We start from the raw sequence: 26,038 nt of genomic DNA, 5'->3' as shown, positions 1-26,038 counted from the left end.
TTTCCTCCTAACAGTTAACGCTTCTTCCACACTTATACATTCCCTATAAAGTAGATAAATCCTTTCTAAAAAATCCCCTGCCATTTGATTTGACAGGGGATGTATATTATCCAAATTGAGCGTAGTGAAGACGGCTGTATATGCCGTTACTATTAAGTAAGTCTTGATGCCTTCCTTGTTCTGCGATTCCTTCTTTGGTCACAACCATAATGCGGTCAGCATTTTTTATCGTTGCTAGACGATGAGCAATCACTAATGTCGTTCTTCCTTTTGAAAGCTCGGCTAATGATTCTTGAATCGCTCTTTCTGTTTCTGTATCAAGGGCTGACGTTGCCTCATCTAAAATTAAAATCGGCGGGTTTTTTAAGAACATTCGAGCAATGGCAAGCCGTTGCTTTTGACCGCCAGAAAGCTTTACCCCTCGCTCGCCGATCACTGTATCTAACCCGTTAGGCTGCGTCTTAATAAATTCATCTAACTGAGCTTTCCGAGCAGCACTTAGTACCTCTTCATCGGTTGCATCCAGCTTCCCATACACGATATTTTCTCTAATCGTCCCTGAGAATAAGAACACATCCTGCTGGACAATGCCAATCTGTGAGCGTAATGACTCGAGGGAGATTGTACGAATATCTCTTCCATCTACCTCAATGCTGCCCGCGCCTATTTCATAAAAACGAGGAAGTAAGCTGCACAAGGTTGTCTTACCTGAGCCTGATGGACCGACAAAAGCGACCGTTTCTCCTGATCGTATGGAGAAATTTATTTTATTTAGAACGTTTTCCAATCCCTCATAACCAAATGAAACGTCTTTGTAGGCAATATCTCCTTTAACCTTAATAGGCGCTGCTTCTTTAGAATCTTCTATGTCTGGTCTCGTATCTAAAATTTCTGTATAACGTTTGAAACCAGCTATGCCCTTAGGGTAACTCTCGATAACTGCATTAATTTTTTGGATAGGACCAAGCAGTACATTTGATAATAAAATGAAGGCCACAAACTCACCGTAAGTAAGACTTCCATTTAATACAAACCACGTTCCGAAAACGAGTGTAAATAATGTGACCATCCTCATTAACACATAATTGGCTGTAATATTTTGAGCCATAATTTTGTAGGACGTTAATTTCGTACGTCGGTAGCTTGAATTATTTTTTGCAAACTGTTCCTGCTCATGTTTTTCGTTAGCAAAAGCTTGAACGACACGGATGCCCCCAATACTGTCTTCCACTCTTGCATTAATATCCGCTACATCGCTGAACATCTTTCTAAACGTATGAGTCATTTTTTTATTGAAGTGAATAGCTAAGCACATCAACAGAGGAATAACTAGAAAAGAAAGAATAGCAAGCTTCCAGTTAATCGTAAGCATAATAACAAAGGCCCCGGCAAGGGTCATTAAGGCTACAAATACATCTTCCGGTCCATGGTGAGCAACTTCCCCAATTTCCTCAAGGTCTTTTGTCAGTCTTGAAATAGAATGACCCGTTTTGTTGTTATCGTAATATCCGAACGATAGCTTTTGCATATGTTCAAATAATTTGCTGCGCATATCCGTTTCAATATTGATTCCAAGCATATGACCCCAATATGTAACGATGAAGTGCAAGCCTGTATTGATTAAGTAGATAACTAAAAGGCCTAAGCAAGCCCATAAAATAATCGTCCATTCACCCCCAGGCAGGAGCTGATCAATGACATAGTTAACTGCCAACGGAAAAGCTAGTTCTAGCAAACCAACAAGGACAGCGCATGAAAAATCTAAAATAAACAGCCACTTGTACGGTTTATAGTATGAAAAAAATCGTTTTAACAAGACTTCACTCCCCAACTAAATGACACATGATTTCTTAATTGATAATGATAATCAATTATAATTAAGTTTTGCCAATCTTACAATAGGCAAAAGAAAAAGCATTAGGAATGACCTAATGCAACAATAATTAAAACTCCATTTTCATTACTTGGATAAAGATATTGATATACTCATCATAATTAAAATCCATTGCAATTTGAGCACCCTCTATTGACGCTTCTTCTTCAGCAGATAGCGGTCTAAAATCCGCTACACTTAAGCCTCTTACACTTGGATCATCGACAACCGTTACTTCTCTTTCCACAAAATCAAATAATTCTGGATTGGTCAGCGCAACCAATGTCACAACATCGTGAAAAGGAGCCCCCTCTATTCCTAACACAAGCTCTTGATATGCTTCTGCGTAATAATCGTAAATGGGCCTTATAAGGGGAGTGAAGGTGTTATATTCTTGGTCCGTAATCTGATCTATAACTTCATCCGTTAAAATGGCATAATTCGTCACATTTAATGGCACAATGGTTAGACTATGCGCTCTTGTGGCAACAACGTTTGCAGCAATGGGATCACCAAAAAAATTTGCTTCTGCAAGCGGGGTTACATTGCCAGGCACAAGAAAAGCTCCGCCCATTACATAAAAGGCTTTAACTTTATCCATTACATCCTCACCGAGAATAAAGGCTGAAGCTAATGAGGTTTGCCTTCCAACATCAACGATGACGAGCTCTCCTTCGTATTCATCGATAATGGAGAAAACACGCGAAAAATTTTCTAATGTGCCGCTTATCGTATCTGGAGGTGTGATCGGCCCTAACCCTTCTTCCCCATGAATTTCAGGATAATAAACAGCCATTTCCCCTGATAAAGGGTAAGCCGCCGCACCAATTAAAGGAACATCAAGTCTCCCTGCAAGATCAAGCAAATAAGCGGCATTATTCGTTGCTTGTTCTTTATCAACATTTCCGTAACTAGACACAATTCCTACTACTTCAATATCAGGATGAAGCAACGCGAACATAATGGCTACAGAATCATCTATACCCGGATCACAAAATAAGAGCACCTTCTCCATCTTAGATCACCTCAATAGTATGTATATACACCTAGATTCAGTTTGAGTCCGAAAGTTCGCCCCAATAAAAGCAGATAAGGAAATCAACACAAAAAAAGAACAAGCCGTTTGACCTGTTCTCTCATTAGTCGTCTTTTAATTTTTTAATAAACTCAAGTCAACTTCGGGAACAAGCCCCTCTGCTCCCGCTCTACCAAGTAAGCTGGCTACAGCCTTAAACCCCTCTTCTCCAAGGTCTTGAGAAAATGAATTTACATATAAATCAATATGTGACTTGGCCACTTCATAAGATAACTCTTGGGCATGCTCCATGATATATTCAATAGAGGCCTCTGGGTTTTCCCATGCATAGTCGACAGAAGCTCTCACCCACTTTGTAACCTCTTCCTTGTTAAGAGATCGATGAGCGACAATAGCGCCTAGAGGAATCGGAAGCCCTGTATCTTGCTCCCACCACTCACCTAAATCAACTAACATCTTTAAATCAAACTCTTGATACGTAAATCTTGCCTCATGAATGACAAGACCGGCATCAATTTTGCCATCACGTACAGCTGGCATAATCTCATGAAACGGCATAACGACAATTTCATCTAAGCCTTCAGGGATCGCTTCGGCAGCCCAAAGCCTGAATAATAAATAAGCAGTAGACCTTTCACTTGGTACCGCTACCCGCTTCCCAGCTAAGGAACGTGGAGATTGATCTCCCCCTGCCGTAAGCAATAAAGGTCCGCAGCCTCTGCCAAGTGCGCCGCCGCATGGGATAAGGGCATACTCGTCTAAAACATACGGAAGCGCAGCATAAGAGATTTTTTGTATCTCTGGTCCAATCCCCTCAGCTGCCCAATAATTCGTTTTATCAATGTCAGCATACGTTACGTCTAATTTAGGTGCCTCAGGAATCTTTCCATGAACAGCTGCATGGAAAACAAATGTATCATTAGGACACGGTGAAAATGCTATCTTCATCATACTACCTCCGAAATGGTTTTACTCGCTTCTTCTAAGCTTAACAGCGCCTCTTTTATTCTCCAAGCCTCACGATCTCTAGGACCGATTGCATTCGATATCGTTCTCATTTCCATAAAAGGAACCTCACATAAAGCACAAGCGCTCGCTACACCAAAGCCTTCCATTGCTTCAGCAAGAGCATCCGGATACCTCTCCATTAATTCAAGTGTACTTTCTTTTGTTCCAGTAACTGTAGAAAGAGTGAGAACCTCTCCTTTATTTACAACCAGCTCTGTTTGCTCTAATGCTTTGTATACAGATAATAAAGCAGGCCTATCTACATCCATAACACCTGATCCAAAGCCTAACTCATCGACAGTAAGAAAGCCGCTGTCTGATTCAGCACCTAGGTCTGCACAAATCACTTGTTCTGCTAAAACGACTGTGCCAATTTCTGCACGTCCAGTAAACCCGCCTGCAATTCCTGCATTAATCACTAATTTATACTGTTCACCAGCAAGCTTAAAAGCAGTCGCCGCTGCTGCTTTGGCCACTCCTACTCCAGCTGTTAGAATATCAATATTTTTATTATTCTCTCCAATCCCTCGCTGCACAGCTTCTTTCTCTGCGTCAACCGAGACCACAATTAATATCCGGCCTTCGTCGCTCATCTATATCCTACCTTTCGATTTTATTGCTATCTTTTTAAAGCTACCTCTTTATATCTAGTCTAAAGACTCTTTTGAAAAATAGCCAGTAGTCGTCCTCCCTATAGAAAAAACGCCTCTTGATAGGCGTTTTTTCTTCTTGCTTTTATTTTGCATCAGCTATCGCTTGAATAAGCTTATGGGGTAATTCGAGTGTTTTATTATCTATATAAATCACTTGTTGGTCAGCCTCTTCTTTACTCTTGGCGCTTTCTACTTCCTGATGTATCCTCTCCATTTTCTGATCTAATTCAGCTGCCGCATCTGCTGCTTCTTTCAATTCTTTAAGTAAATGTGCGGGTACAGCCTTTTCATACTTATAGTAGATTTTGTGTTCAAGGCTGGCCCAAAAGTCCATCGCAACTGTTCGGATTTGAACTTCTACTTTCACCCTCTCCTCACGATCAGACATGAAGACCGGTATCTCTAGTATCAGATGAAGGCTTTGATAGCCGTTCGGTTTAGCCTTTTCAATGTAATCCTTGCATTCAATCACCGTGATATCTTTTTGTTTTTGAAGCATCTCACTAATGATATAAATGTCTGAGATAAAAGAGCAGCTAATCCGGATCCCCGCTATATCTTGGATTTGGTCTTTCACACTTACAAGTGATAACGGGAGTCCTTTTCGTCTCAGCTTTTTAACAATACTCTCTGGAGATTTCAGTCTTGATTTCGTATGTTCAATTGGATTATAGCTATGAATATACTGAAACTCTTCTTGCAGGATATTAATTTTTGTATTCATCTCATCTAGAGCAAATTTATACATCATCATGAACCTAGTGAACTCTTGCTTTACAGCTTTTATTTGCTCTACACTCACACTCGTTTGTTGTGACAACCTTCATCTACTCCTTTAATAAATCCTATCGTCAAGCAGATCCAACATGTTGTTTTACTGATGTTTTAGCTTTTTTTCCGTAAAATTTATTCGCAATAGATGGTGCAAACTGAAACAATAAAATCCCAATCATGGCAGATGCTAAAATAAACACACTGCTGAATGCTTTAATAGAGCCCGCAGCAAGACTTGCGATGATAATAGAGAATTCTCCTCTTTGCGTTAGGGATAATCCAGCTCGCAAGGACACTTTTTTTGTAAGTCCGTACCATCTGCCGCCAAGCACCCCGACTATAACCTTTGCAATAACCGACCATACCAAGACAAGGATGAGTAAAGGAATCATTGGAATCCCTTCACTGAAACTAATTGTTGTACCAAAGTAGAGGAAAAATAAAGGCAGCAATAAATCACGAAAACGCACAACCATTAATTCTAGTTCATGGGTTCGTTTTACTTCTGCAAGCATAATTCCTGCCAAGAATGCGCCCAGTACTTCTGAGAGGTCCAAGTAAAGTGCAAGTCCCCCATACATTAAAGCAAGGCCGATGACAAATAAAATAAATAAATCATGCTTCATATGGCGGTCAAAGAAAGAACCAAGCTTTCTAAACAAGAAGACCCCTAAAATAACAGCACCGGCAACAAGCGCAACGACCTTTACAACTAATAGTGACATAGATCCTGCAGTCAACGCCATTCCAGCAGTTAACCCTACTAATACAGCAACCAAAATCGGTGCAACTAGATCTTCAAATATGAGTAACCCTAACATAAATTCTGATTCTGGATTTGCCATTCTTTTTGAACTTTCAAGCATTTTAGCAGTAATTGACGAGCTGGTTGCATAGGCTACTCCGCCGATAATAAGCGATGTAATCACATCTAGACCCATCATCATACAAATAGCCATGGTCACCCCAAAACTCAACGCTACATCTAAGATCCCCGCTCTTAATACTTTTTTAGCGATCGACATGAGTTGTTTAAGGGGAAATTCCATCCCAAGCATGAAGAACAGAAGCACAATTCCTACTTCACCTGCAAAATGCAGAAGATGTGATCCACTTAAGAGGCCGCCGACAGCAATCCCAAGTAAAATAAAAATAACAACATCAGGAATTTTCATCTTCATTCCTACAAACCCTGTGATAAATAAAAGGAGAAGAATGAGTCCGGCTGAAAATAATTCAGGTATCACCATTGTTAATTATTCTCCTTACATGCACAAAGCTCCTCAAACTTTTGAATTGCATCACGCTTTCCTACAGCCATCAGCGTATCTCCTTTTTCTAGTACGAGGGTTGGTTCCGGATCGACCATCATTTCATCGTTTTTAAATACCCCGACAATCGAGATTCCTTTTGGCTTCATTTTCTCTATTTGTGCAATGCTTTTACTAATGATGGGGGAATGTTTAGTGATATCAATCCATTCCACTACTACTTGCTTGCGAATTAACTTTATCCGGTCAATCTTGTCTGTATCAGCAGGATTAAGAATAGCTCCAAGCAGCTGCGCCCCCATTTGCTTTGTCTCCTCAGCTGATAAGGTCAAAGAAAAGCTCACTTCATCATCATCTGCATCGTCAAAGAAATACATTTCCCTTTTGCCGGTGTGATGAATGACTAATACGACCATAGACCCCTCACTCGTAATAAAGGATATCTTCTTTCCAACTCCCGGTAAATCTCCACTTGTAATCTTCATTATGTTCTCCTTTATATCTATGTTTAATTGTTTTGTGCAGACTAGCTTTCTGATTCAATAATAATCGATGTCAACTTTTCAAGAACTGTTGTCAGCTGTTCCATTTCTTCTTCAGTTAATTTTGACATGTACTTCTCCATAATTATATTCCGTTTCTTTACAGATGATTTCAAAGCTCTCCTGCCTTCATCTGAAATCCGCACATATACCGCTCTTCGGTCTTTCTCATCTCGTTCTCTTATCACAAAATCATTTTTTAGCAAACGGTCAACCATGGCTGTGATTGCACTTGGCTTCACTTGAAGCTCTTCTGCTAACTGAGATGATGTTATGCGACCCTTCTGCTCTAGCGTATTGAGGACAAAAAATTGTTCTCCCGTGAGATTATGTTCAAGTTTTTCATATACTTTTGGCCCTAACGTTTTCATTGCCTTATAAAAAGCTTGATCAAGCCTTGCGTAATATAACTTCAACTCATCCTTTTCCATTCTAAACTCCTTCTATTTATTTCATGCCATTAACTATTTACTTCATGTAGTTAAATATAAATTACTTTAAGTATTATGTCAAATAGGACAAGAATATAAATTAAAAGCAAGTCATGTACAAGCAAAAGAATTCCTCCTTGCAATAGTGGTTGATTTCCGCTGCAGGTACTCGCTTTCCGCGGGCGGACCGGGAGCCTCCTCGTCGTTTGCACTCCTGTGGGGTCTCCCATGGTCATCGCACATCCCGCTGGAGTCTCGTACCTTCCGCTCCAATCAACGGAGCTTGAAGAAGATTAAATATTCCTGCACAAAAAGACGACTTATCTAATTCAATAGAATCAGTCGTCTTTAAATCAGTGTGTTTAAATTTCTCTAAAAGGGGCTAGCTAGCTCTTCATTCGTGTTTTAATTTTAACTATTGTTGACTAGGATTTACCATTGGTGTGTCGGGGTCATTTCCCCATTCTTCCCAAGATCCTTCATACATTCTAAGATGTTCAAACCCCATTAACCTTAAGGTAAAGTACATATGAGATGCTCGCTCTGCCTTTTGACAGTAAATGATAATCTGTTTTTCTCTTGTTACTCCAGCTTCCTCAAGCATTTGGTCAATGACACTCGCCTCTTTAAAATATGGCACTTCCCCGTCCTCTAAAACCTTTTTCCATTCGAGGTTCACAGCACTTGGGATATGACCGCCTCTTTTCGCCCTGACATCCTCCCCCATATATTCAGCTTTGGAACGAACATCGAACAGTACCTTATTGGGGTGGTCAATTGATGCCTTCACATAATCTTGTTCCACCTCAAGATTTGCCTGCATATTCGCCTTGAAGCTGCCTTTTCTCTCCTCGCTGGGAGTTGTAGAAACCTCCTTGCCTTGTGCCTTCCATGCTTTAAGTCCGCCATTTAATACCCGTACTTTTTTATGTCCGTATAATTCCAGCGCATAAAATAACCTCGTAGCTGCCGTATCATCGCCATCATCATACACAATAATTTCATCATCGTTGCTTATTTCAAGCTCATTCATTAATCGCTCAAATTCTTCTGCCCGAATTAAATATCCGTCAACAGGGTGGCTTTTATCTGCTAATTGAGCAGCATCAAACGGTAAAGCTCCCGGAATATGTCCTTCCGTGTACCCTTCGCTGCGTGTATCAACAATGATAAAATGTTCTTCATTTAATCGCTGGGCCGTCTCCTCTAAACTAATGAGGAGATCATTATTAGGATACGTCACTTCTCTTGCACTCCCTTTCATCGGAACCAAGATGGTAAGCTTCAACAGCAAACATAACAAAACAACCAGCTTTCTCATGGCTTTCTTCACTCCTTTGGTCAAATATCTACCTTAGTATGACCAAAAGTGGAAAACACATGAAAAAAAGCAAGCGCTCTAATAAGAACGCTTGCTGCAGTTATGCTCTTCTTCCAGTTAACATTTGTAGAATGAAGACGATAAGGGCTACAACTAACAGTAAATGAATAAGTCCGCCTCCAACTTCAAATGAAAAACCTAGTAGCCACAATACTAACAACACAATCAGTACTGTCCATAACATTTTTTCCTCACAACCTTTCAATCTTATTTTCCAATTTGTTTGTTGGTTATTACATCCCCCTATTTAGCTTAATCAAAACCTCTACGCCTAAATTAAGTCCTTGTTCACATGGAAATGATTCCACGCCTTTTCCTAATTGAATCCATTTCACTAGTTAGGACTGATTGGTAAAAGGGTAGATCAACCCTCCTTTTTTACTTATGTTTCAGGTGGTATCAAATCGGATATATAAACGATAAGAAATCATTTTAAAGGGAGGCGTTATCATGAGAAAAGATGTAGATGTCGAGGAGAAGCATGTGGAGAAAAAGCATGATTCAAGTAAAGTAGCATCGAGCTTTATAAAATATTTAGCTTATATTATCATTTTCTTTGGGTTCTTATGGTTCTTAGTTCAATATGTCTTTCCGATGTTTCAATAGAAATCGATCTTATCTAATCTTGTTTGCTCTTTTCTATCCCATATTTTAAAAACAGCCTTTGCATCAGTTATATTACTTATGCAAAGGCTGTTTTGGTTTAGAGAGAATTATTTAATTAAGCGACAAGTTGATCACAATGCCTTTCGCTTCTTCTGACTCTAATTTAATTCGATAAGTTCCTTCTCTCAGCTCTATCGCCATCTCGCCAGAATGGTTCCCGGAAACCTCTTCACTCCAAATCATTTCGCCATTATGCTCTAGAAATAATAAAAAGGAACCCTCTCTTACAAAGGCCTCGTAAGGCAATAAAGCTACATCGTTTATTGATTCCTCTAATTGAAACGCCTCAATTTGAAACGCCTCAATTTCATAAGTACCTTTTACCGATCCAATCGAAAGCTCTATTTCACCATTCACATTTGTATTGGAAACATTCGTTACAACGTTGTCTGAAAACATAAAGACGAGGATAGGAAAGGTGATCATTAGGATGACAAAAGCACTCCCTATCATTATCCATTTCTTCTTTAAAGGTGAATGATCTTTTTGATTAGAGATCGATTGATAAATAAACGTATTTAATTTATACACTATACGAAACAATAAAGGGAAGATTACTAGAGGTATGATAAATAGCCACTCACCCGTCATTACAATCAAAGAGATCATCATCACAAACCCGACAAAATAAAAAGCAATGACAAACCAATAAAAAAAGAGAAAGAGCTTATTAGCGCGATACGGCTTGCCAAATAGTAAAGAAATGATATTCATTAAACACCTCTGTTAGAAAGATTAAACGATTTTTTAGTTCTATCGTTATATTCTTTTTTAATCAAAAAGCACCCATGCCTCATGCCAGGTAATGGGTGCTTATAACATTTTCAGCGTAACGAACGATTGCGTACTTCCTGTCACTTGAAAAGTAATCGTCTGATCAGCGTCGACTGTCACTTCAGCCTCTTCCGTTTGAAATCCGTCCATACTTGCATACACCGTATGAACTCCTGGAGATACCTCGACGATTATCTCTTTACCGCGTTTGATCTTCCCTATTTCTTCTCCGTTTACATAAAGCTTAAAAGCACGTGTAAAAGCATACCATTCCTTGCCTCTAAAAAATTTAATAGAACCTTGGTCTTTAGCCAATGTGTAAACCTCCCTAATGCATCTATTGTTTATGTATAATTCTATTTAAATAATTTATTGATTATTTTATATGCGATAAAAACAGCAATCGTTGTTAGGATTAACTGAACACCAATCATCACAAGCTTCTCAAAAGTATCTTCATAGATAAGCAAGGAAGTGACAATTTGAATGGTAATACTAATTAAATAAAAGACAATGATAAACGTAAAACCATGGCGCTCCCAGAGATTGGCCACCCCATCTCCTCCTTTGCCTTTATTGAATCTCTACATCATAGGTCTCATATAGTTCGGAAAGCTCATTGCTGAATTGAGTCACCAGCACCTCTCCTTGTTCGAGTAAACGGTGGGCTTCTTCTGCCATCTGTTGGTCATTTGACTGTATGGCTTCAACTATTTTAGTCATTCCTTCTAATTGAAGCATTGAGCCTTCTAAAAAGATTTGATGAGCCTCTTCAATTTCCTCATTTTGTACATTCACGTTGTTTAACCCTTTTACTAATTCTTCGTATAGTGGAATGACTTCTTCTTCAATCCTTTGAGCTAAATCGTAATCATTTGTGAAGCTTTGACCAATGCTGTTAAATCGGCTTGTAGCCTCGTCCTCTATCTCAATTAAAGGAATGAGGTCTTCATTCGTATAGGTAATTAAGGCTTCTTGAGTGGTTGAGTTCCCGCAGCCAGCCAACATAGCAAGTATTAATGATATAATAATTTTTCGCATAAATTCCCCTTATCAACTTACTTAATGATTCTCTTCTTCTGAAAGAGAGTTTCTTAGATTGAGTTCCTCTTCTGTCTCAAACCCTTTAAAATAAACTTCAGCGATCATTGAAATGTTAAAGAACATATTAAAATCTTCAGAAATATTCCCTTCTGGATAAGGAACTGCCACATAATCAAACACTTTACCGGAAGCTTCTTGTCTCTGTTTCCTGCCGTAAATCATTACAGGCTTATTGAAGTTTCTTACTTTTACTACTGACCCTATAGGCAACCATTCTTGTTGTGCCATGCTATCCCTCATTTCTGTTTAATCTCCGGATATTTCTTAAGAAAAACCTTATGGTGTACAAGGTGAAGAATCGTTAAAGGTCCTATTGAAACGACCAGTAATGAAAATACAATAACAATCCACTCTTCAGGAGTTTTAGAACTCGGATCTGAAATGAAAATAATAGCTATTAATAAGCCAAACACTATCGTCATTATTTTTCCAACAATAAAGGCTGCATGTATACTTTTTACTATTGACTGTTTATCTTTACTCATCTTCCTTACTCCGTTCTACATCATCAACTCCAAATTTGATTCCAACACCTAACCCTAACGCTGCAAAAATTTCACTCTCTGTACCAAATTTGGCCGAAGCCCCTGCGCTTCCTATACCTACATTTACGCCGATATATGGAGATTTATCAATGTTGAATACTTCAGAGAGAACCTCATATCCAAAGAAATTAAGCGGGTTTATTTGAAGACCAGCCTTAGCTACTCCTGCACCAGCTCCTGCACCAGCAGAATAATTTTCAATGCCAGCATGGGCATCTCCATAGAAGAGTTTCATATCAAAACTGACAGGCGAGTTTTCATGAGCCAAATTACTATGTGATACGGCAGCCTCTGTTTTCCCTCCGATTAAATCACCATCTGAAAATGCTTCATTAAATCCTGATAGAGATGGTAATTGAACCTCTCCATTAGCATAAAACATTCTTTGAAACACTTCACTTTCATCCTGACCCTTGCTTTTATTTTGTGAGTTCGTATCAACAATACTTGCCCCTGCAGATAGATTGAAGCCCGATTGATTTAGAGCTATATCAAGATTATAGTTACCTGCCCCCGGAGCTAATACATTGGTATTCCCGTACGTTTCTTCAAAATCAATATTCTTTAAGACTTGATAATACGTATATAGATTACCAACACCAGCACCTTCATCTGTCTTATCAGTTGTTGTCCTATCATTTGCTGTGTTCAGCTGTCCCAGATACATATGAGGCACGGCTAAATGCGGACTGATACAACCCTCTAAACCTTGGTAATCAGCAACTTGATGTGCTTGAAAGCCATAATAAGCAAGAAGGTGTTGTTTCATGTTGTTTTGAATGTAATGATTATCTATGATTTTGCGGTAATTTGGATTAAATGCAAGGATGCCTTGAGGGAACTGACTAATATCAAAGGATTTATTGTTAAACATTGTTTTCAGGTCCGCGATAAAAGCAGTGAGAATTTCCAACTTCTCCCCTACTAGATCGAGCTTTTCTTTTTGCTGCTGATCAAATGTATATAGGTTTTCTACCGTTTCTAAAGCTTCTCTATTAGCTTGTTGTACATGATGAATAACCTCTTCTTCGTTTAATCTAGGCAGGGAGACAATCCCATCAACTTTCTGCATGGCGTTATTAGTCTGATTGGTAAGATCAACTGTAGTACGCTTTGCCCGCTCTAACCCATCTTGAATATCTTCCTTAATAAAGCCTTCATCAATAAAGCCATTACTAGCTGGTTCAAATGTATTTAATGCCCCTTTGAATCCTACAAGTGTCCCTTTATACTCTGCATTAAATCCTTGTAAATACTGAAGTAAAGGCAAATGAGCTTCTGAATAGAAAGATCGAATCGCTTTTCCACCCTCACCTTTAAAGGACTGTTCTTTCGCTAGCAAGCCCTGAATACGCTCATCTATAAGTTTAAATTCTTCTTGTTTGGAATCAAGAGTAGAGAGTACCTTATCTATGCTCTCTTGTAGATCTTTCACATCGAGCTTTTTCATCGCCTTCACCTCTCTTATTTACTATTAATCTGCGAACTCACATTCTGATCGGCCTGTTTCATCGTTTCGATTGATTGGCGGGTGTCTTCTTCGTTTTTTAGAAGCAGGGCTTGGTATGCTTCAACCATTTGATTCATTTGTTGGTTCAGCTGGTTAAGGCGGTCTACTACATCTAGGACATTATTTTCTCCTACTGAAGAAGGCATTGAAGGGTCTAGTGCTTGAACAGCGGTTTGCAGCTTTGCTAATTCTTGTTCTACATCCGCATATATAATTTTAATTTCGCTCATCTATACCCCTCCTTAACGTGCGACCATCGCAGCTTTTGCAGCAACGATCGATTGTTGAAGTGAAATAATTTCTTGCTCTGTCTGTGAAATCTTGGATGAGAGAGTTTGAAGAGAGGTATCAAGCTGACTGCCCGGCAATTCCCGGTAACTTGATACAAGGCCGCCTTCACGGAGGTTTTCAAACCGATCTGCCAGGCTCCCTGCCCATGTGACTGAAGATAAACTAGGACTCTTGCATAGATGCTCATTGCTATAGAAATCTTCTCTGCAATTCATCAACTCAGTGCGGCATGATCTAAGCCTTGCGAGTTCATCCTGCTTTTGACGTAAGCTCAAATACAATCCAGTTAATGGCATAAATGACACTTCCCTCTTTTTATTTTTTAAGAAAAAGAAGCATGTTTCTCTCTCTGTCATGCTTCTTTAGGTTAGTTGCTCATACTTGTCTGGCTTTTTCATTAATCTTGGAATAACAACAAACATTAATATGGCGATCATTAGGATGACAACCGCGATTAAAATGGTACTGATTTGAACAATCCCTGTTTCAGATTCCTGCTCTGTCCGGCTCTGTCTCGCAGGTTCTGTTTCTCCATTAAACAAATCGAGCCGCTCTGCTTTAGCGGTAATCGTATTCACTTCGATCGTCCTTGTTTGAAAGAGCTCCTCATATACCTCATCAAAGTATTTCATTTCTCTTTGCGTAAAAGTAAGCACCCTTTGCTCTTCAGACAGTGCTTCCCGTCTCACACGTTCGTCTTCTCTGTAATAATTTAAATCCACATTAATTTGTCGTTCTTTGTATTCCTGAGGCTCTACTACTGGATCCCCCTCCGCCAGAACTAAAGACGGAAGGAGAAAAAATAGTAAACAAACAAAGGCAGATATATTAAGAAGCTTCATAGCTTTCATCTAAATCTTCCTCTTCTTTTTGAGTAAGACGGCGTCCTCTAATGAAGTATGCAGCAGCTGCTGCTATGATACTTACAATAGATAAAACAATAACAGCTGGAAGAAACATCGATTGATTTCCAAATTGAATCGACATGTATACTTCAGAAACCGGATGATTCATGCTGAAATTCGGCATAACGAGATCAAGCAGCGGTGTGACAAAGAACAGCATTAGTCCTACGATGACAAGACCGCCTGTTATTAAACCGAAGACTAGACCTAACTGAACCAATCCAGCCGTTGCAGTTAATAGCAGGATCGTTACAATCGTCCACTTAAATGCTTGAACATCATGCATTGGGTAAATATTAAGCCCATAAATACTAATGATTAACCCGACAGCAATATTTAATAGTACAAACATTGATGCATTAAGCATGGCTGGCACATAAGAGAAATAGTGTACGAACAATCCAATAATCAACCCGGATACTAAGATAATGACCAGCATTACTACTGGCGGCGTATTATTTGTTCTTTCTTCAGGAGCCTCACCGCTGATTTGGACTGGATTTGACAGGTAATCATACACGTAAGGGTTTGGCTGACCATCCACTACAGCATTTCTAAGAATACTGTAAAGGTCGTTCTGTACAAGCTGTGAGGCTTCTACATTGGTAGCCCAGTTATTATTTAATTCATCTGCTCTAGATTGAACAGAACCTACTTTTTCATATAACTCATCAGTATACTCATTGACGTAATTTGAGCGATCAGACAATGAACTGACTAAGTTTGACACTTGTTCAATATTGCCCATGGCATTTTGCTGATTCGATACGATCATTTCTCCGTTCATATCATCTACCGGAGGGGATTCAACCTCAGGCGTTTCGATACCTTCGCGCAGCGCAAGCGTAACAAGATTCGCATTTTCCTCAATTTCTTGCAGCTCACTTACAATCGCCTCTTGTTCAAGCTGAACACTTTCATCGTATTCATCAATAAAAGTATGAACAGCCTCAACAAATCCTTCAAAGTCACTTTCTAAAAGATCAAGATCATCAATCGATTGATCTAATCCCGATTGAAGATCATTGAAGCCTCCTTGAATAGATTCAAAAGTTTCTTCAACAGCTGTGAGGCCTTCACTTCCTGCTAAAATATCAGAAATTAACTCATCTTCTTGTTCCGCAGACTGATTAGCAGCCTGGTGATACGCAGACAGATGTGAGTAATACGTTAATAATTTATCAGTATTTTGGGTCTGAATAGCCGTCCCAAAATACGGAGCTAATCGATCTTTGCGAGTAGTTGATAAGTAAGAAGAGCTGAGGATGCCTGCTTCTTTTTGATTGATCTTATCAATGATTGCTCTGTTCCCTGGATTCCCAGGGTTTGGCTGCTGCTGTGGTGCGCTTTCGATTTGAGCAATCAATTCTTCTAACACTCGTTCCCACTCTGCTTGAGTAGAAGATTGAGCATTTAGCTCGCCTTCTATTTTTTCAATTTCACTCTCAAGTGCAGCTACAGAAGCACGAAGACCTTCTAAGTGGTCTTGTTGACCTCCACTGTCTTCTTCGCCCTCTTCTCCGTCTGAGGGAGAGTCACTAGCGGCTGAATCAATTGCTCCCTTTAATTGTGACAGCTGAGCTTTTAGTTCAGTTAATGATTCTGCTGAGGCAAGGGTAGCTGTTGGTATATCAACATCAACTTCAGCAGGCGGGTTCTGGCCTCCCTCGTTTCCCCCTCCGTTTGATCCATTGGTCAACTCTTCGCGAATTGGGAGCATAGCTGATTCTAGCTGATTAAAAGAATAACTCATTCGCTGAGTTCTAAAAGTATTCATCATCTCTCTTTGGCCATCTTCAAGATGACCAGCTAGTTGATTAACAGTCTCCTCGCCTGTGGAAGCTCTTAAATCGGATAGCACTGAATAATTACCATCAATTGCACCTTGGACCCTAGAGACACTTTGTGAAAAATCTTGACCATCATTCGTAAATGCTGGTCTTGGACGTTCTTGGATTCGTACAATTGTATCGAATCCGTTGTACATGGTAGATTCATAGCTTGTCAGCCCTTGCTCAAGCAGCTGTTGATTTTCCAGACTAGTTGTCATGAATAATTCGTTCTGCTGCTCTTGATACTCACGATATGCTTGAACATTTTCTAAAAATGCACTCAGCTGCTGCTCGTATGTTTCGATATTGGCAATCGCTTCTTCTGATGTAGCCTCTGCATCTGTAGATGAGCTGAGCAGTTGTTCAAGCAGCTCTTTTTGTCTTTCCACTTCACTTGCGATCGTTTGAGAGTTCGGTGCATAGAAGGAATACATCGCTTCTTGGAATGCAATTTCCCTTTCTACGATGTTATCGAATTTTTGGCGAATGTCATTCACTTCTTGTGCCACTACATCCCAATAAATGCTCGTCACTTGTCTATTGATTCGGCTTCTAGCATTTTGAAGGGAACGCTGAACCCTTTCAATATTTCTTGCATTTAAGTTTGGTTGAATTTGATAGCTCAAGGAAGCTCGTTCAGGCTGATCTTCTTTAAATGTTAAAATATTATTTGAGAAATCAGAGGATAGATACAAGATTCCATCATATTGGTTTCTCTCAAGGCCAGACTCGGCAGCATTTCTTCCTACTACCACATAATTGTATTCTGAATTTTCACCGATTGAGGCTGTTACAGCCTGACCAAAAAATACCCTCTCGCCTTGAAATTCAGCTCCTAAATCTTCGTTTACAATGGCGATTTGCCCTGAAGAGTTGTCTTGTCTCTTATTTGGTTCCTGACCAATGTAAGAAAAGAACAAGCTCGGCAGGACAAGGATCAGGACAATCATCGCAATTAACTTTATTAAATTCGTTTTCTCAAGCATTTTCTGCCCTTCTTTCCTGCTTTAGCATTTAGGAATTTGCATCCTTGTTGCTGTCCCATCTTGAATCAAGTAACCAAAGCCAGCCAGAACTTCCGGCTCATTCCGTGTAAACGGCAGTGTAATTAAACTCTGATCAGATTTCTTCGCTAATAGTACAGCCTGCCTGATCTGCTTTAACTCATTTGTTAAAGGATCAAAGCCTTTTGTAAAGTCGTTTGTATTTCCGGCAACAATCACAGTAAAGCCTAAATGAGTGTATTGCTTCATGAATGTTGATATCTTTCCTTGAATCTGTGCATCAATCGTTTGCTGCAAGCGCGAAACGCTATCTACAACCAAGTAAATAGGAGCAAATGTCAAGGCGCTGGATTGGCCTATTACTTGTAAATACTCATTCTCACGACGTTTTAGAGTCTCTTCAACGCTATTGAGCCATTCATTTATTTGATCTTTAGTCTCCATATAAAGGACACCATCCCGGCTCGCATATGTTGATAAACCTCGATCAACCCCGTCAAATAGAGCGAAATCTGCATGATCTTGTTTAAACATTTCTTCTAATAACACTTTTACTGCATTGGTTTTACCTTTTTTACTTTGACCAACGACGAGACAATGCTCACTTTCTATATCGACTGATAACGTAGTCACTGTCTCTTCATCTAACCCAATTGACAGCGAACCTTGCTTTTTAGTAGCCGCATATTTCTTTGCAAATGTTTGGTAGTCAAGATTAGTAGGAAGCATAGGAATAGGTGCAGGCAATCGACAGCCTTGATACCTTTCCTTCATACGTTCGATCTTATCTTTTACGGCAGCAAGAACCTCTAAATCATCCTCACCCCAAGCCGGCAAGTACATCTGAGAAAGGGCTACTTGGTCTTTAATGATTAATGCACGACCGGCTATTGCCTCTACTTCATACGGTGTGCGTCCGATAATTGAAAACTTCTCATTGCTATCCATCAAATAATGAACGACTTTCGTTTTGAGAGAATTCATTAGCGGCTGCCTTACCACATTAATTCTTGTGGCCGAAAGCATAACCATGATGCCAAGCGACTGGCCATCTCGTGCAAATTGGATAAACTGCGTTTCAATGTCAGGAAGCTCCTCTTTCACAAGATCAAAGTTATCAATCGTAAGAACAATCGTTGGTAGTATTTCATCTGCAAGACGGTTGTAATGAGTGATATTACTCACTTCATGATCAAGGAACAACTGCTTCCTTTTTTCAATTTCTTTCTTTATATACACCATAAATTTTTCAATTTTGCGCTGATCATCAAATCTGAAATAATCGGCTGTATGAGGAAGCTGTCTCAACGGCAGAAGCGCACTGTTTCCAAAATCAAATACATAATAATGAAGTTCTTCTGGTGTAAATGCCTCTGCAAAACGAAGCAGATAGGTCATGATCGTTGTTGATTTTCCGTACCCTGATGACCCAAAAATACCGATATTGCCGTCTTCCTGCCACCTGTAACGATATGGTGTTTGACTTTGTCTTTCAGGCTCATCTTTTAAGCCGATAAGAAATCCTTCATCCACAGTCCCTGCATTCTCACTCGCAAGACGAGAAGCGAGGGGCGGCAGCCATGGACTTTGCAGTTTTTGGATGCCCATTGCCGATTGAACATTTGCTATTTCTGATACAATAGCTTCTATTTCTGTCTGCTTTTTCCGTTGCTCGCGCTTTACTTTTGCACTTACGTTGGACAACTGTACAAGGCCAAGATCGGTTACAAGCGAGATTTCATCTTCTGTACCGACTGTCTCCTCAAGATAAGGAGCTCCACTCCAAGCTGATTGGAATAATTCATACACCTCGTTATTTCCTACTTGCAAATAACCGCGTCCCGTAGTCGTGAGATTGGCTGCATCCGAATTTTTTAAGACCTCTTTACTATCTGTTGCATCCTGAACTTTTAATGCAATCTTAAAACGTGCATTACTCCAAATTTGATTATCAATAACACCGCCAGGCTTTTGAGTCGCTAGAATTAAATGAACGCCTAAGCTTCGGCCAATCCTTGCAGCACTGACCAGCTCTCTAATAAATTCAGGCTCCTCATTTTTCAGCTCGGCAAATTCATCTGAGATAAGAAACAGATGAGGAAGCGGCTCTTTGGCTGTGCCTTCTTTATAAAGGTCTGTGTAGTCATTGATGTGGTTTACCTCATATTGATCAAATAAACGCTGGCGGCGCTTCATCTCACTATTAATGGAAGCGAGGGCACGTGTACTAAAGTTTTGGCTCTCATTTATGTTTGTAATGGTTCCAAGAAGGTGAGGGATTTGCTTAAATGGCTGGGCCATCCCTCCGCCTTTGTAATCAATTAATAAAAACGCCACTTCATGAGGGTGATAATGAACGGCTAAGCTTAAAATATACGTTTGAAGCAGCTCACTTTTACCTGAACCTGTAGTACCAGCCAGAAGTCCATGAGGCCCGTGAGCTTTCTCATGTAAATTTAAGACAGCTACATCCTTTTTCCCTTTTAATCCAATCGGTACAGCTAAAGACTTCGAAGACTGATTAGTAAGCCACCTATTTGGGATATCTAGTTCTTCTACATCTTTCGCATTGAATAGATCAAGGAATGAAACCATTTCAGGGATCGAATTATTCATCCCTTTTAAATGATTAAGAGAACGTAGTGTTCTAGCAAATGTTTCATTGCCTTGTTGTTGGTGGCTGTCTAGATCAAACGCTGTATGCAGCGCTTTTTTCTCTTGGATGAGGATTTCACCTTGTTGATCATTAATATAGCCTACTAACGTATGAATCGTTTCAGCCAAATTCTCTTTTGTATCTGTAGCAAAGATTGTAGACATGCCAATCCCTTTATCCTCGCCTTCTAAGTACTCCATAATCAGATGCTCAGAGATTAACGCTCGATTCGATACAATGAAGACAATATGAGGGTAAAAACGTTTCTTGTCCTTCTCCTCGTCCATATCTCTTTCTCTTAATATTTCATAGATAGAGGATAACAACTGATCTCTCGTTCTCTCATTGTAAACAAAGCCTCTAGCAAAGGAATGCGGCAGCTGAAAATGAGGCAGCCATTTCATCCATTCCCAATCTCCATATTCTTCTTCATCAAAGATTGCAACAAACCTTATGTCATGATAGCTATGGAAGAACGCAAGCTGACCGACAATTTGCTGAATTTCCTTTTGGACGATCGATTGCTTCCCAATCAATCCAATTGCTCCTTTAGAAACATCAATCGTCAACGGGACATTTTCCACTATGTTGTATACATCAATCATTTCTTGTGATTTTTCAACTAAGTCATCAATTTCACGATTGGCAAAATCTAAGCTTCCAACTGCTACTTCATAGCTAGCAGGAACCGTTGCTCTCCCTACTCTAAAATGCAAGAAATCCTCACTTTCTAGAGTACGCTCAAAAATACGATCACTAATTTGACTTACGTCTGTTTTTAATTTCTCAAATGAAGGGAAATGGTAATACAGCACTTTCTTTTGCTGATCTGATAACGCTTGTAGTTCCTCTCGTTTTTGTTCTAGATAGCGATTGTAGACTCGCAGACGCGTTGCTAGCTTGATTTTGCGCTTTTTCTTCTCTCGGAAGTATTGAATAGTTGAAGTGAAGATCGTTGTTGTAAACATTACAATCGAAATGATAATAAAGACACCTCTAGGAATTAATAACGCCACGATCCCCATTACAATGAGCATCATTAACGGAGGCAGAATTAACAGCCATAATGCTCTTTGGTTATCATCCCCTTCTTGTGAAGGGAATGAAAATGTTACTTTTTCCTCAGGGAGATCATAAATCATTCTTGGTGTGCGGCGATAATCCGGGTACTTCTTTTTCATTTCAGAAGTAGGCGGTATCGCGCGTGCTAGGGAGGTTTCATAGTCGTCGGATCCTGACAAATGCAGAAGATCCCCTTCGATAAATGTCATAGAGAGACCTGAATAATAGATTACATCACCATTAAACAAAGGCTTCCTCTCTTTAAGCTGCTTGCCATTCACATAAACGCTAGCATCACTCGCCGCGCTAAGATGCCATGTTTCCTCTATACGGTCCATTAGAATAGGATTTTCACTTACATGGTTTTCTCCTAATTGGTTCAAAAGGACAATCGTCGCACCTTCTTTATGATCGACCGTTATTTCCTTTTGATGCCCAACATAATACGTTGCCTCAGCATTGGAACCTCCTTTTAAAATGAACGTCAGGCTATGACCTTCCTCTGTGAGCGTGAATGGTTCCTCAATCTTCAGTTCTGTAAGACGCTCCCCTTCTTGATACAGTACATATTCATCCTCTTTTACAATGGATAACTCGCCGCTTGCAAATGGATAAGAATAAACAGTAAGTGAATGTTCTTCACTGTTTCCAATCGTCACTCTTTTATGGTGATCCAACGGGTAAAGTTGATATGTATCCTTATAAAACACAAACAATTGTTGCATCTGTCTCACCTCCCTAAGACTCGGAATCTTCTTCCTCTGCTGCTTCTTCCGTTTCATCAGCAGATGGTTCTGGTTCTGATGGAGGTTCTGGCTGTGCTGGTGCTGAAGCTGGTGTTTCTTCTTCCTCTTCTTCTACAACAGGATCCGCCTCAGCCGCTTCCTCAGCTTCTAGCTCCTCACGTTCTCTCATATACTCATCTATCTCATTTTGAATGATTTGCAGTTCTTCTTCTTTTTCTTGTCCCGATAAGCGGTCATTGGCTTTAATATCCTCGCGATACTTAAGCAGTCCAAGCATGACAAGGTCTCTATCTTCTAAGGACCTAGCTAAATCAACGGCTTCTTCATTTTCTCCCCTGCCAATATGAATCCAGTATTTGAAATAACGTTCATCCGACTGAAGGGTCAGCGTGTTGCGGACAGCATTACGCTGATCTTCCGTTAAAGGTTCATACTCTACATAAGAGGTGGCCAGCTGATATTGCACCACATACGGCATACCATCTGAATCGTAGTAATTCAGCTGATTAATGACTTCGCTATAATTTGTCATTAAGAAAGCTTCACTGCTTTCTATAAATGCTTCCTGCTTTGGCTGCACAAAAAAGAATGAATAAATGCTGTATGCAATAAATGGTAGTAATAGAGCAGCCGCTGCAATTAAGCTGTATTTATGTGTAAGCCATTTCTTCTTCGGAAGAGAGATAAGGGTCTTTTCACGGCTCTCAATCTCTGTAATCGTGTCTTCTACGTAAGCTGTTAATTCGTCTAATGTGCTGCACTCAAATATTTCTTTTACAAAGGGACTTAACGTCATTGTTGTGTGGTAGTGATAATAGTCGTAAAATGTATGAGCTGGGTCAATCAACTCACTTATTGTCGCTTTAACTTCAAGTGTCAGATTATCTTTTTCTTGACTATAAGGAGGAAGACTTTCTTTCACCCCGTAGTGGAGGAATATTGGTTCGAAGCTCTTATCAAATACGAGGTTCTCAGGGCACACGATTAAATGAAGTCTTGTATACGAATGAGTCTTTACCGCTTTTAAAAGATTATGAGCGAGCAGCCATTTAGCATAGGTTGTTTTACGCTGAATCATTGCAAAGTTCAAAACCGATTTGGGACGCTTCATGATGATTTTGATTTCATCTTCTGTATTTTCAACAATTCTTTCAATCTTGTCATCTAATTTTGTCAGCATTCCTGCTTCTAGAGGATCGCTTAGTTTCACTTTCGCTTTTTGAAAATGAAAAACATGCTGACCTTTATCCTTTGAAACCGTGGCTTCTATTTGTTTTTCTAAATACGATAGCCGTTTTTCTTCCATAGCAGGTACTCCTTTAAAGGCTCTTAGTCTTAACTGGTCACCTATTTGTTTAATCTAGTGATATAATCTCTACCTTATATAATGACGATTTTGTCACCGTTTGTGATTCCGCTCGCTTGAAGAGTGGCATGACCCGGAAGGACCTTTTCTTTATTCTCAATCCTTACCCAATTGCCCTCACGAGGAGGCTCTTTCATTTCTTTGATCTGCCAAACAATATCAATGACTTTTTTCACAGAATAATAGTCAGACAAGCGCAAATCAAAGGTTTCTCCCTCATAATGACGCATGTCAATAGTTACCTGTATATATATTGAAATCACCCCAAGACAGGAAAAAAAGCGCATAAACAAGTGTGTTGTCAGCGCTCCTTTTCATTATCATTTCATTGTGCTTTTTTACTATTTAACTTTACTGCACATTTTTACTTTACCGTACACTTTACTTAGCCGCGAATTTGACTAGCAATTTGACGGTCAGTATCTTCAAGAACTTGTGCAGAATTTGCAAGCTGCATAGATACTTCGTTTAATAGAGCTGCCATTCGATCGAAAGACGGGCGTAGTTCTTGGTATTGTTGAGCAAATGCTTGGCTTGAAGCACCTTCCCAAACATCTTGTAAGTGACTGCTCATACCATCAAGACGAGTAAGTAAGTCGTAAATATTACCGCTCTCTGTATCATACTGTCTAGCAACGTCACGTAGTTCAGCCGGTGTTAAGCGAATTACATCTGACATGTCCACAACCCCTTTAACATTTAGTTTTGTCTCTTATAGCTTACCAACTATTTTTTTACAGTCAACGCATCTACCACTATTTGTTTAAAACACTATTAATGACCTATTAATCCACTAATATTCTGGCTGTTTACCTTTAGCAAACAAGGAAAATATAACTAGCATAATTAGACAAATAGCGACTAAATGCCCAACCTTTATTAATAGACTATATTAGATTAATCTTTAAATACCCACTATTAGATAAAAATATGCACTTAATCCAAAATTTTCTTCTTATTTGTTATAAAAAGAAAAACAAGGAGCCCGCCGGCTCCTTGTAAGTGATCAAACTATCTAATCGTTAAAGGAATATCTTCATATTCTTCAGGATCGATTTCATATACCGACTCATCAGCCACCCCTTCAATGATTCCATATAAGCCATCTTCTACAGCTTTTACTAACTGTCCTCTCATCTTTTGGCCGAAGCTCTGCGTTTGACCGCGGATTTCAAATAAAACAGTTCCGCTTCCGTTTAAAGCAAAAGAGCCGAGTGCTGTACCAGGCAGATCCAGCCCTTGCTGATAAAGAGAAATATTTTTAAATGGTGAATTGCCGATTTGCAAAGCATCATACACAGCTACATTTAACTGACGTGAAAAGTCATAATCATATGCATCTGCATATTCACTATATTTTTCCCCGGCCGCAGTGTTTGGATCAGGTACAAATTGAGCTGAAATCGACATGGTTACATCATCATCCGTTCCCTCTACCTTCATAAACGGCCCTTGATGATGAAGGTCTACAAATACATCAACGTTCCCAAATTCTTTCTGAAGATCAAGATACACATCCCTTGCTGTTTGCGCTTCTGGTGTAATGAACCAGCCAGGAGATGCTGAGTTGCCAGGAAAATCTTCTGCTTTAGGCTCATAATTTAAATCCGGATTGAAATCACGGTTCACATCAAAGCCTGGAAGCTCTCCGTAGTTCGTTCCTTGAAGAGTCCGGGTGTAATAATTCCAGGATGGGGTAACACCCTCTAATTGCGGAAAGGCAGCTTCTACTTCTGCCCAGGTCATCGCATTTCCTCTTCGATCTAACTCCGCAGCATCTGGATTCATCTTCGGCAGCGCAACAAGAGTTACCTCTTCACGAATCTGTTTTGCTTTAGGGGAATTACTAGAGCCTAGGAATTGCAAAATATTTAATAAAGCTTCCGTTCCCGTCTTTTCATTGCCATGAATTTCACTTTCAATCAGAATAACGCGGTCACCTGTGCCAACTGTTGCCTTATAAATATCTCTTCCTTGATTTGACACCCCAACAGTTTGAACCTCAACACGGCCTTGACTGTTTTTAACAATCTGATCTAAACGCTTTTGCATCTGCTCATAAGTCATAAAGCCAGAAATTGATAATTGCTGCTCACTCGGAACAGCCGGTCCTGTGTTAGATTGTGCTGCCTGGGCTGGTGACATAAGTAAGCTTGCTGCTAAGAAACTGGTACCTACTGTCATGGCAAATTTCTTCATAATAATTCCTCCTCCACTTTTATCATTCACCTACGAATTCTCTCATTAAAATCGAATCCCTCCTTAGATACACGAAATTTTAGATAAGCGTAATAATGTACTAGTTGATGCCTTATTTCGACAAAAACACCCGCAAACTTTAGTCATATGTTTTACACCAGAAAAAAGAGACACTAGGTTGTTACACCTAGTGTCTCTCCTGCAAGTTCCTATGTAGAACTTAATGTTCTTCAATTTCAAAACGTTCGACATTCTCCATGTTTATATACTGGTTTTTGTGATCGAACCATTTAGCCGTTTGAATTTTATCAATTTGCTGATTAAGTTCGTAACCGCTCTCCAGTTCAAATACTACACTTTCTCCACCACAAAAATAAAACGTAACTTTATATTTTTTCATTCTCTATCC

General features: G+C 39.6%; 28 protein-coding genes. 1 reads left to right on the top strand and 27 read right to left on the bottom strand.

The window, feature by feature from the left end; translation table 11 throughout:
* Positions 1-106: 106 nt before the first annotated feature.
* From BPOF4_RS01750 to BPOF4_RS21895, 10 genes are all read right to left on the bottom strand, one after another.
* The gene (locus tag BPOF4_RS01750) at positions 107-1,816 is read right to left on the bottom strand and encodes an ABC transporter ATP-binding protein (protein ID WP_012957332.1); all 1,710 of its coding nucleotides are present in this window, start codon (positions 1,814-1,816) and stop codon (positions 107-109) included.
* A gap of 127 nt (positions 1,817-1,943) precedes the next feature.
* The gene (locus BPOF4_RS01745) at positions 1,944-2,888 is read right to left on the bottom strand and encodes a nucleoside hydrolase (protein ID WP_012957331.1); all 945 of its coding nucleotides are present in this window, start codon (positions 2,886-2,888) and stop codon (positions 1,944-1,946) included.
* 135 nt (positions 2,889-3,023) lie between these two features.
* On the bottom strand, positions 3,024-3,857 hold the full coding sequence (locus BPOF4_RS01740) for a 1,4-dihydroxy-6-naphtoate synthase (protein WP_012957330.1): 834 nt from the start codon (positions 3,855-3,857) through the stop codon (positions 3,024-3,026).
* The gene (locus tag BPOF4_RS01735) at positions 3,857-4,510 is read right to left on the bottom strand and encodes a futalosine hydrolase (protein ID WP_012957329.1); all 654 of its coding nucleotides are present in this window, start codon (positions 4,508-4,510) and stop codon (positions 3,857-3,859) included. The genes BPOF4_RS01740 and BPOF4_RS01735 overlap by 1 nt, the downstream gene beginning before the upstream one ends.
* A 142-nt stretch (positions 4,511-4,652) precedes the next feature.
* Complete coding sequence (locus BPOF4_RS01730) at positions 4,653-5,390, bottom strand: GTP pyrophosphokinase (RefSeq protein WP_012957328.1); 738 nt, start codon at positions 5,388-5,390, stop codon at positions 4,653-4,655.
* A gap of 31 nt (positions 5,391-5,421) precedes the next feature.
* A complete protein-coding gene (locus tag BPOF4_RS01725) occupies positions 5,422-6,594 on the bottom strand; it encodes a cation:proton antiporter (protein ID WP_012957327.1) in 1,173 nt (390 codons plus the stop codon).
* 2 nt (positions 6,595-6,596) lie between these two features.
* Positions 6,597-7,100, bottom strand: a complete 504-nt coding sequence (locus BPOF4_RS01720; RefSeq protein ID WP_012957326.1) for a cation:proton antiporter regulatory subunit — start codon at positions 7,098-7,100, stop codon at positions 6,597-6,599.
* Positions 7,101-7,141: 41 nt separating this feature from the next.
* On the bottom strand, positions 7,142-7,588 hold the full coding sequence (locus BPOF4_RS01715) for a MarR family winged helix-turn-helix transcriptional regulator (protein ID WP_012957325.1): 447 nt from the start codon (positions 7,586-7,588) through the stop codon (positions 7,142-7,144).
* A 415-nt stretch (positions 7,589-8,003) separates the two neighbouring features.
* Entirely contained in the window at positions 8,004-8,909 is a 906-nt protein-coding gene (locus tag BPOF4_RS01710) for a sulfurtransferase (RefSeq protein WP_012957324.1), read from the bottom strand.
* 100 nt (positions 8,910-9,009) lie between these two features.
* A complete protein-coding gene (locus tag BPOF4_RS21895) occupies positions 9,010-9,153 on the bottom strand; it encodes a lmo0937 family membrane protein (RefSeq protein WP_012957323.1) in 144 nt (47 codons plus the stop codon).
* A 266-nt stretch (positions 9,154-9,419) separates the two neighbouring features.
* Here BPOF4_RS21895 and BPOF4_RS22390 point away from each other — a divergent pair, with 266 nt between their 5' ends.
* Complete coding sequence (locus BPOF4_RS22390) at positions 9,420-9,575, top strand: hypothetical protein (RefSeq protein WP_012957322.1); 156 nt, start codon at positions 9,420-9,422, stop codon at positions 9,573-9,575.
* A gap of 111 nt (positions 9,576-9,686) precedes the next feature.
* Here BPOF4_RS22390 and BPOF4_RS01705 read toward each other — a convergent pair whose 3' ends face one another.
* The 17 genes from BPOF4_RS01705 to BPOF4_RS01625 form a co-directional block, all read right to left on the bottom strand.
* Entirely contained in the window at positions 9,687-10,349 is a 663-nt protein-coding gene (locus tag BPOF4_RS01705) for a hypothetical protein (protein WP_012957321.1), read from the bottom strand.
* 99 nt (positions 10,350-10,448) lie between these two features.
* Complete coding sequence (locus BPOF4_RS01700; protein ID WP_012957320.1) at positions 10,449-10,724, bottom strand: PEGA domain-containing protein; 276 nt, start codon at positions 10,722-10,724, stop codon at positions 10,449-10,451.
* A gap of 41 nt (positions 10,725-10,765) precedes the next feature.
* On the bottom strand, positions 10,766-10,963 hold the full coding sequence (locus BPOF4_RS01695; protein ID WP_012957319.1) for a hypothetical protein: 198 nt from the start codon (positions 10,961-10,963) through the stop codon (positions 10,766-10,768).
* A gap of 19 nt (positions 10,964-10,982) precedes the next feature.
* On the bottom strand, positions 10,983-11,450 hold the full coding sequence (locus tag BPOF4_RS01690; RefSeq protein WP_012957318.1) for a hypothetical protein: 468 nt from the start codon (positions 11,448-11,450) through the stop codon (positions 10,983-10,985).
* Positions 11,451-11,471: 21 nt separating this feature from the next.
* A complete protein-coding gene (locus tag BPOF4_RS01685; protein ID WP_218959101.1) occupies positions 11,472-11,741 on the bottom strand; it encodes a DUF4176 domain-containing protein in 270 nt (89 codons plus the stop codon).
* 8 nt (positions 11,742-11,749) lie between these two features.
* Positions 11,750-11,998, bottom strand: coding sequence for a hypothetical protein (locus BPOF4_RS01680; RefSeq protein WP_012957316.1), 249 nt, complete (start codon positions 11,996-11,998; stop codon positions 11,750-11,752).
* A complete protein-coding gene (locus tag BPOF4_RS01675; protein WP_012957315.1) occupies positions 11,991-13,508 on the bottom strand; it encodes an LXG domain-containing protein in 1,518 nt (505 codons plus the stop codon). The genes BPOF4_RS01680 and BPOF4_RS01675 overlap by 8 nt, the downstream gene beginning before the upstream one ends.
* 14 nt (positions 13,509-13,522) lie before the next feature.
* Entirely contained in the window at positions 13,523-13,798 is a 276-nt protein-coding gene (locus BPOF4_RS01670; RefSeq protein WP_012957314.1) for a YwqI/YxiC family protein, read from the bottom strand.
* A gap of 12 nt (positions 13,799-13,810) precedes the next feature.
* Positions 13,811-14,164 carry a DUF5082 family protein gene (locus BPOF4_RS01665; RefSeq protein ID WP_218959100.1) on the bottom strand — a complete coding sequence of 118 codons (354 nt, stop codon included), beginning with the start codon at positions 14,162-14,164 and terminating at the stop codon, positions 13,811-13,813.
* Between the two features lie 57 nt (positions 14,165-14,221).
* Positions 14,222-14,710, bottom strand: a complete 489-nt coding sequence (gene essA, locus BPOF4_RS01660; protein ID WP_012957312.1) for a type VII secretion protein EssA — start codon at positions 14,708-14,710, stop codon at positions 14,222-14,224.
* Positions 14,688-17,582 (bottom strand): type VII secretion protein EsaA, encoded by a 2,895-nt coding sequence (esaA, locus tag BPOF4_RS01655; RefSeq protein WP_012957311.1) that lies wholly within the window; start codon positions 17,580-17,582, stop codon positions 14,688-14,690. Before esaA ends, essA begins: the two co-directional genes overlap by 23 nt.
* Before the next feature lie 21 nt (positions 17,583-17,603).
* The gene (gene essC / locus BPOF4_RS01650) at positions 17,604-22,043 is read right to left on the bottom strand and encodes a type VII secretion protein EssC (RefSeq protein WP_012957310.1); all 4,440 of its coding nucleotides are present in this window, start codon (positions 22,041-22,043) and stop codon (positions 17,604-17,606) included.
* Between the two features lie 13 nt (positions 22,044-22,056).
* Entirely contained in the window at positions 22,057-23,370 is a 1,314-nt protein-coding gene (essB, locus tag BPOF4_RS01645) for a type VII secretion protein EssB (RefSeq protein WP_012957309.1), read from the bottom strand.
* 74 nt (positions 23,371-23,444) lie between these two features.
* A complete protein-coding gene (gene yukD, locus BPOF4_RS01640; protein ID WP_031311775.1) occupies positions 23,445-23,684 on the bottom strand; it encodes an ESX secretion system protein YukD in 240 nt (79 codons plus the stop codon).
* Positions 23,685-23,815: 131 nt separating this feature from the next.
* On the bottom strand, positions 23,816-24,109 hold the full coding sequence (locus BPOF4_RS01635; protein WP_012957307.1) for a WXG100 family type VII secretion target: 294 nt from the start codon (positions 24,107-24,109) through the stop codon (positions 23,816-23,818).
* 332 nt (positions 24,110-24,441) lie between these two features.
* Complete coding sequence (locus tag BPOF4_RS01630; protein ID WP_012957306.1) at positions 24,442-25,629, bottom strand: M14 family zinc carboxypeptidase; 1,188 nt, start codon at positions 25,627-25,629, stop codon at positions 24,442-24,444.
* 220 nt (positions 25,630-25,849) lie between these two features.
* Positions 25,850-26,029: a hypothetical protein gene (locus tag BPOF4_RS01625; protein WP_012957305.1), complete on the bottom strand. Its 180-nt coding sequence runs from the start codon at positions 26,027-26,029 to the stop codon at positions 25,850-25,852.
* Positions 26,030-26,038: the final 9 nt, after the last annotated feature.

Source organism: Alkalihalophilus pseudofirmus OF4 (genome assembly GCF_000005825.2).
In the GTDB taxonomy this organism is placed as follows: domain Bacteria; phylum Bacillota; class Bacilli; order Bacillales; family Bacillaceae_D; genus Alkalihalophilus; species Alkalihalophilus pseudofirmus.
This window is presented reverse-complemented; position numbering and strand designations above follow the sequence as displayed.

What these genes read in the sequence shown, in the direction of transcription:
- BPOF4_RS01745 (WP_012957331.1), bottom strand. Translation starts at nt 2,888, where the DNA reads ATGGAGAAGGTGCTCTTATTTTGTGATCCGGGTATAGATGATTCTGTA.
- BPOF4_RS01740 (WP_012957330.1), bottom strand. Translation starts at nt 3,857, where the DNA reads ATGAAGATAGCATTTTCACCGTGTCCTAATGATACATTTGTTTTCCAT.
- BPOF4_RS01735 (WP_012957329.1), bottom strand. Translation starts at nt 4,510, where the DNA reads ATGAGCGACGAAGGCCGGATATTAATTGTGGTCTCGGTTGACGCAGAG.
- BPOF4_RS01725 (WP_012957327.1), bottom strand. Translation starts at nt 6,594, where the DNA reads ATGGTGATACCTGAATTATTTTCAGCCGGACTCATTCTTCTCCTTTTA.
- BPOF4_RS01720 (WP_012957326.1), bottom strand. Translation starts at nt 7,100, where the DNA reads ATGAAGATTACAAGTGGAGATTTACCGGGAGTTGGAAAGAAGATATCC.
- BPOF4_RS01715 (WP_012957325.1), bottom strand. Translation starts at nt 7,588, where the DNA reads ATGGAAAAGGATGAGTTGAAGTTATATTACGCAAGGCTTGATCAAGCT.
- BPOF4_RS01710 (WP_012957324.1), bottom strand. Translation starts at nt 8,909, where the DNA reads ATGAGAAAGCTGGTTGTTTTGTTATGTTTGCTGTTGAAGCTTACCATC.
- BPOF4_RS21895 (WP_012957323.1), bottom strand. Translation starts at nt 9,153, where the DNA reads ATGTTATGGACAGTACTGATTGTGTTGTTAGTATTGTGGCTACTAGGT.
- BPOF4_RS22390 (WP_012957322.1), top strand. Translation starts at nt 9,420, where the DNA reads ATGAGAAAAGATGTAGATGTCGAGGAGAAGCATGTGGAGAAAAAGCAT.
- BPOF4_RS01705 (WP_012957321.1), bottom strand. Translation starts at nt 10,349, where the DNA reads ATGAATATCATTTCTTTACTATTTGGCAAGCCGTATCGCGCTAATAAG.
- BPOF4_RS01690 (WP_012957318.1), bottom strand. Translation starts at nt 11,450, where the DNA reads ATGCGAAAAATTATTATATCATTAATACTTGCTATGTTGGCTGGCTGC.
- BPOF4_RS01685 (WP_218959101.1), bottom strand. Translation starts at nt 11,741, where the DNA reads ATGGCACAACAAGAATGGTTGCCTATAGGGTCAGTAGTAAAAGTAAGA.
- BPOF4_RS01680 (WP_012957316.1), bottom strand. Translation starts at nt 11,998, where the DNA reads ATGAGTAAAGATAAACAGTCAATAGTAAAAAGTATACATGCAGCCTTT.
- BPOF4_RS01675 (WP_012957315.1), bottom strand. Translation starts at nt 13,508, where the DNA reads ATGAAAAAGCTCGATGTGAAAGATCTACAAGAGAGCATAGATAAGGTA.
- BPOF4_RS01670 (WP_012957314.1), bottom strand. Translation starts at nt 13,798, where the DNA reads ATGAGCGAAATTAAAATTATATATGCGGATGTAGAACAAGAATTAGCA.
- essA (WP_012957312.1), bottom strand. Translation starts at nt 14,710, where the DNA reads ATGAAAGCTATGAAGCTTCTTAATATATCTGCCTTTGTTTGTTTACTA.
- esaA (WP_012957311.1), bottom strand. Translation starts at nt 17,582, where the DNA reads ATGCTTGAGAAAACGAATTTAATAAAGTTAATTGCGATGATTGTCCTG.
- essC (WP_012957310.1), bottom strand. Translation starts at nt 22,043, where the DNA reads ATGCAACAATTGTTTGTGTTTTATAAGGATACATATCAACTTTACCCG.
- essB (WP_012957309.1), bottom strand. Translation starts at nt 23,370, where the DNA reads ATGGAAGAAAAACGGCTATCGTATTTAGAAAAACAAATAGAAGCCACG.
- BPOF4_RS01635 (WP_012957307.1), bottom strand. Translation starts at nt 24,109, where the DNA reads ATGTCAGATGTAATTCGCTTAACACCGGCTGAACTACGTGACGTTGCT.
- BPOF4_RS01630 (WP_012957306.1), bottom strand. Translation starts at nt 25,629, where the DNA reads ATGAAGAAATTTGCCATGACAGTAGGTACCAGTTTCTTAGCAGCAAGC.
- BPOF4_RS01625 (WP_012957305.1), bottom strand. Translation starts at nt 26,029, where the DNA reads ATGAAAAAATATAAAGTTACGTTTTATTTTTGTGGTGGAGAAAGTGTA.